We start from the raw sequence: 4,109 nt of genomic DNA on the forward strand, positions 1-4,109 counted from the left end.
ATCACGTCCCACCCCAGGAGCAGACCAAGCATCAGACCGCTCACTATCGAGCCAATCCCGTGGACGATCATGACGCGTCATGCGAGTGGGTAGGAATCGAGGGCGATGTGGGGCAGAGGCTGCCTGGTGAAACAGATCGTCAACTGGAAGAGCGTAAGGCCAAGCTGAAGCTCAACGATTTCATTGATGTCTTCGACCCCACGGAGGCCGGCCCCGAGCAAGGAAATGAACCAACCGATGAGCAGCTTGACGTCGGGGAAGGAGGCGGCGTTCGTCGGAATAGCAGGAGTGCTCGACCTTCGCCGATGAGGCATAGCACCAATAGCCTGGAGCGGCTCGTGCAGTGCTATCGGGAGGCGAAAGATGAGCTATCGAAGGAAGAATTCGAAGCCCTGACGATCCAGGTCAAAGGGCTCGGTGAGGTATCACTGCAATCCTACTTTCGCCCGATCGAATGGGCCCGCCTGGGAGTGAGTGATCGCGTGGTGTTTGGCGGTGCACGGTACAAAAAATACGGGGCGGGTTTCAGTTTCACTTTTTTTGATAARCACCAGGGCAAGCCCATATCGTTGTACGTTAAGTCTGCCACCATCAATGCCTATCGCTACCGTCGCTACTGGTTCGAACTCTTTGAGCAGGCGGAAAACGTGGCTTACTTCCGAGTCTATGTACTTGGAACGCTGAAGGAGCGCGAGGACGGGAAGGGATACGACCTTTCCGTCGACGACTTGAGGCACCTGGCTATCGTGCTTGGCCCGCAGAAGGCCGCCGAGCCACCACGTGAGTGACAGCACGAACGGGTAGCCAATACGACTATGGCGTCCACCCCTGAACCGGAAACAACGTGCCGATCGTCGACGGCGGCGCCGCTGTCACGTCACAACCCGCAAAGGGTTTGGTGGACGCCGCAACCAGGCTGAAGTCGTACGGGGCCGTCCACTGAACCTTGAAGTACCTCGGTAGGGTGTCCTGGTCTGCGTCCTGCATGTAAGCAACCTGCCACAGAGACGTGGAGCCGCGGCAACGCCTGGCGCTGCCGTCGTACTCGCCGGTGATATAGGCGTGTTGCTCTGCCGCGTGCAACTGCGCCAGGGCGGTCCTGTCGGCGGAGGGGGATAGCCAATGCGACGCTTCTGCCCAGGGTCGGGTCATCCATTCTTCGGCGAATGCCTGTGGATCGAGCGCGACAGGCGCAACACGCTTTACGGCGTGGTTCGGCCCGATTTGATAGCGCTGGACATGCGGTCGGACCAAGGCAGCGCCGTCGATGCTGGGGCCCATGTACTGGACGAGCAGGTCGTGGTTCGTGAGGTGTGCTCCGGCAACAAAGTCATCGCCCATGTAGAGGCTGTCCTGTCGATCAATCAGTGCAGGCGGTGTCGTCGTCTCCCTGGATGCCTGCCACAACTTCGTATAAAGGCTTTGCCAGTTCGACGAACACCAGGGACTGTAGCCGAGCGTCGCGACGAGGGGCGGCGGCGCAGGTTCGTTCCATGCGGTGTCGTACGAGGATGTCTGGATCGAAAGAAAATGCTGGGGCTGGTACTCGTCCTTGCCATACCGGTCCTGCTCGATGCTGATCAGGAGGTGCCAATGGTGATCCAGCCTTTGTTCGTAGAGGTACGCCGACTGGTCGAAACCGCACTGCATCCCCACCCCGGTCACCACCAGAAGGTAGCGATAGTCGAGGGGTGCCATGCGGACCTTGTCGAGGTACCCTCGCTCGCTTTCCGTGTGCGAGGGATCCTCGCACCGGTAGTCGGACGATTCCGGCAGGCCGCACGTCAATCCTGCGTCGTCGAGCGCCTGGGTCAGTCRCGCGCTGAGCGCCGTCAGGTCGTCGGGATCCAGGTTGTAGACCGTGCCATTCGCCATGCTCGCGCCCGGTACCGGGGGCAATTGCTGCTCCACCCATTCGCGCAAGGCCTGCTTGACCGGCGTGAACTCGGGCCCGGCGTTCCGCGCCTCGTCTATGCCACGGGAGTGGCGTATCTTTTCGAGCTGCGTTGCCAGTGACGAGAGGTCGGGCGTCGTCGCCCAGACGGGAGATGCGATAAATCCGACCGCGATTCCCGCAAAAACCATGAGCAAACGCATGGAGAGTCCCTGGGTGGTTTCTGTGCCGATTATCTACAAAGAGGGAAAGATATGTTTCTCAGGTCATTGGGTGCGGGAATCGTTGCGCTCGCCTTGGTCATGCTCGTGGCGTCGCTTTATGGCCTGCACGGCGTGTCCAATACAGGCCGCGTTGTCGCGGCAACGTTGCCCCCGTGGCGTCATGACGTGGATATGCAAAGGTGGAAGGCCCATCTGCAGGCCTATTGGGTGACCTGGGTCGTCGCCGCCGTCACGGCTGGCATCGGCGGAGTGCTCTTATTGAAGCGCCGCGCGGCGGGCCTGACACTTTTCGTTGCCGCGTCGGCCATCGTACTTTTCTACCCTGTTGTGACTTGGGCGTTCTTTCGCGAGGCTTATCCGTACGAGACCTTGAGTTATACGAACTCGGCTGTCGCCCTGTCGTTTCTGTGCCTGGCGGGTGTCGCACGCTTCGCGCTCCTTCGCAGGCCAGCTCGCTGACAGGGTGGTCGCTCGAAACGGAGGCTATCCCGGCGACGCTGCCGGTGCCTCGATGCTCTGCCACTGTCCTGTCTCGTCTTCGCTGCGCACACGAACGGGTACGCGGCGGCTTCGAGCGATCGTTTCGGCCAGCGCCATGGCGAATCGCAACGATTCGGCCCGAGTGGCGAATTCGCCGACGGGCTCGCGATCCTGAAAGACCTTGAAAGGGGAAGGGCCGCCACTTGCTTGCGGTAAATACAGGGTGATCGTATTCCCCAGGTCGCGGGCTTCCATGGCTGCTCCCGCCTAAGCCATCCGGGCGATCGCCCGGCGGATCTCGGCCAGGGTCTCGTCGAGCGCCAGGTCGATCTCGCCAGGGGAGACGTTTTTATCCGACAGACGCATAGCCAACACCCCTGCCATGGCGGCCGGACCGGGCAATGCCGCGGACCAGCCCAGGTTACGAATCTCACAGGCCCATCGATGGGCCCGTAGGGGATCCGGAGCGTCAAGCGCATCAGCCAGCAAGGTCGTGTACCTGCCCAGGCGGTGGGAGAGTGACCCGTGCTCGGGCGACTCGATGCCAGTCCGATCCGCGCAGCCGTCAGGGGACCGGTTCGTGAGGAAGTGAGTTGGGATACGAGTTGTCATGGCCCCATCGTCGGGGCCCGGGCGTGAAACGAACGCCAACGGCAGCGGGCGCAAGACCGACCTTGGCAAGCCATCGCTGCTTCATCCCGATTGCCCAGCCGGATGATCGACCGAGAACATTCGTGCCGCAACGAGAACAGCACGCAGCTGCCGGCCCATCTCCGTCAGCTGATATTCGACGCGCAGGGACTTGCCCGCGTGTTCGACACGCGCGACCAGGCCATCCTCGGCAAGCTCGCGCAGGTGCTGGGTCAGCACCTTCTGCGAAATACTTCCCAGGTCACGCTTCAACTGCAAGGTACGCAGTGTCGGGTCGGCGAACAGCCTGAACAGTATCGGCAGCTTCCAGCGCCCCTGGACCATGCGTACGACTCGCGTCACGTGCGCCGCCGACCCCGCCGGACCCAGACACACATCGGAAGACTCCTGGGTGGTGGGCACCTGAAAGTGCGTAGTTGTCGGAACTGCCATGTGGGGCCACCGTAGCGAGATATTAAAAACGACGTGGGGTTTCGGTATGGATCTTCAATTACAGGGAAAGGTTGCGCTGGTGACGGGCAGTAGCAAGGGCATCGGCGAAGCTATCGCCAGGACACTGGCCCTGGAGGGGGCGACCGTTATTGTTCACGGGCGCGACATGACCCAGGCCCAGCGGGTTGCTGCCGATATCCTGGCCTCGGGCGGACGGGCTCACGTTGTCGTTGGGGATCTCACGTTTGATGAGCAGGTACAGCGGATCGTCGAGGAAGCCGGGGAACGTGCCGGTCCTGTCGACATCCTGGTCAACAACGCCGGTGGTTCCGGCGGCGTGAAAGAGAGCTGGGCAACCACTGAGCCTGCTTCCTGGACGACGGCCTATGACCGAAATGTGTTGTCTGCTGTACGCATGACGACCCGAC

At 61.5% G+C, this 4,109-nt stretch carries 6 protein-coding genes; 3 read left to right on the forward strand and 3 right to left on the reverse strand.

Annotated elements, in window-relative coordinates:
- Positions 1 to 788 (forward strand): hypothetical protein (locus tag AC1DSN_RS19280; protein WP_477332279.1); only part of this gene is annotated, 788 nt, incomplete at its 5' end.
- Positions 789 to 813: 25 nt separating this feature from the next.
- Here AC1DSN_RS19280 and AC1DSN_RS19285 read toward each other — a convergent pair.
- Entirely contained in the window at positions 814 to 2,097 is a 1,284-nt protein-coding gene (locus AC1DSN_RS19285; RefSeq protein WP_477332281.1) for a hypothetical protein, read from the reverse strand.
- A gap of 51 nt (positions 2,098 to 2,148) precedes the next feature.
- On the opposite strand from AC1DSN_RS19285, the gene AC1DSN_RS19290 reads away from it, so the two are divergent.
- Positions 2,149 to 2,577 (forward strand): hypothetical protein, encoded by a 429-nt coding sequence (locus AC1DSN_RS19290; RefSeq protein ID WP_477296986.1) that lies wholly within the window; start codon positions 2,149 to 2,151, stop codon positions 2,575 to 2,577.
- 24 nt (positions 2,578 to 2,601) lie between these two features.
- Here AC1DSN_RS19290 and AC1DSN_RS19295 read toward each other — a convergent pair whose 3' ends face one another.
- Together AC1DSN_RS19295 and AC1DSN_RS19300 are read right to left on the reverse strand one after the other, a co-directional pair.
- Positions 2,602 to 2,853, reverse strand: a complete 252-nt coding sequence (locus AC1DSN_RS19295; RefSeq protein ID WP_477296988.1) for a hypothetical protein — start codon at positions 2,851 to 2,853, stop codon at positions 2,602 to 2,604.
- A 438-nt stretch (positions 2,854 to 3,291) separates the two neighbouring features.
- Positions 3,292 to 3,681, reverse strand: a complete 390-nt coding sequence (locus tag AC1DSN_RS19300) for a winged helix-turn-helix transcriptional regulator (protein ID WP_477296989.1) — start codon at positions 3,679 to 3,681, stop codon at positions 3,292 to 3,294.
- 46 nt (positions 3,682 to 3,727) lie between these two features.
- Between AC1DSN_RS19300 and AC1DSN_RS19305 the strand changes: the two genes are divergently transcribed.
- A partial coding sequence (locus AC1DSN_RS19305; protein WP_477332283.1) for an SDR family NAD(P)-dependent oxidoreductase occupies positions 3,728 to 4,109 on the forward strand: 382 nt, incomplete at its 3' end.

The organism is Luteibacter sp. P4_D7_3, assembly GCF_056401735.1.

Coding starts and splice junctions, on each gene's coding strand:
- AC1DSN_RS19290 (WP_477296986.1), top strand. CDS start 2,149: ATGTTTCTCAGGTCATTGGGTGCGGGAATCGTTGCGCTCGCCTTGGTC.
- AC1DSN_RS19295 (WP_477296988.1), bottom strand. CDS start 2,853: ATGGAAGCCCGCGACCTGGGGAATACGATCACCCTGTATTTACCGCAA.
- AC1DSN_RS19300 (WP_477296989.1), bottom strand. CDS start 3,681: ATGGCAGTTCCGACAACTACGCACTTTCAGGTGCCCACCACCCAGGAG.